This window comes from Vibrio sp. 10N.286.49.B3, from assembly GCF_002873395.1.
Classification (GTDB): Bacteria; Pseudomonadota; Gammaproteobacteria; order Enterobacterales; family Vibrionaceae; genus Vibrio.
In genome coordinates, this window is record NZ_MCUV01000053.1 from 1 (window position 1) to 1,184 (window position 1,184).

At 45.4% G+C, this 1,184-nt stretch carries 1 protein-coding gene; it reads left to right on the plus strand.

Translation table 11 applies throughout. The features are described from left to right. A partial coding sequence (gene tuf, locus BCU68_RS15585; RefSeq protein ID WP_102565672.1) for an elongation factor Tu occupies window positions 1–1,184 on the plus strand: 1,184 nt, incomplete at its 5' end.

The following is a 1,184-nucleotide window of genomic DNA, read 5'->3' on the forward strand; positions in this document are numbered from 1 at the left end:
TGTCTAAAGAAAAATTTGAACGTACGAAACCGCACGTAAACGTTGGTACTATCGGCCACGTTGACCACGGTAAAACAACTCTAACAGCTGCTATCTGTACTACACTTGCAAAAGTGTACGGTGGTCAAGCTAAAGACTTCGCATCTATCGATAACGCTCCAGAAGAGCGCGAGCGTGGTATCACAATCTCAACTTCTCACGTTGAGTACGATACTCCATCTCGTCACTACGCACACGTAGACTGTCCTGGACACGCCGATTATGTTAAAAACATGATCACTGGTGCTGCTCAAATGGATGGTGGTATCCTAGTTGTTGCTGCGACAGATGGCCCAATGCCACAAACTCGTGAGCACATCCTACTTGGTCGTCAAGTTGGTATCCCTTACATCATCGTATTCATGAACAAATGTGACATGGTTGATGATGAAGAGCTTCTTGAGCTAGTAGAAATGGAAGTTCGTGAACTTCTTTCTGAATACGAATTCCCAGGCGACGACCTACCAGTAATCCAAGGTTCAGCACTTGGCGCACTAAACGGCGAAGAGCAATGGGAAGCTAAGATCGTTGAGCTTGCAGAAGCACTAGATTCTTACATTCCAGAGCCAGAGCGTGCAGTAGACCAACCGTTCCTACTACCAATTGAAGATGTATTCTCAATTCAAGGTCGTGGTACAGTTGTAACTGGTCGTATCGAACGTGGTATTCTACGTGTAGGTGACGAAGTAGAAATCGTTGGTATCAAAGAAACTACAGTTTCTACATGTACTGGTGTTGAAATGTTCCGTAAACTGCTTGACGAAGGTCGTGCAGGTGAGAACGTTGGTGCACTTTTACGTGGTACTAAGCGTGATGAAGTTGAACGTGGCCAAGTACTTTCTGCTAAAGGTTCAATCAACCCACACACTAAATTTGAGTCAGAAGTGTACGTACTTTCAAAAGATGAAGGCGGCCGTCACACTCCTTTCTTCAAAGGTTACCGTCCACAGTTCTACTTCCGTACAACTGACGTAACTGGCGATATCACTCTACCTGAAGGCGTAGAAATGGTAATGCCAGGTGATAACGTTCAAATGACGGTTGAGCTAATTGCTCCAATCGCAATGGACGAAGGTCTACGCTTCGCAATCCGTGAAGGTGGCCGTACTGTTGGTGCTGGTGTTGTAGCTAAAATCTTCGCTTAA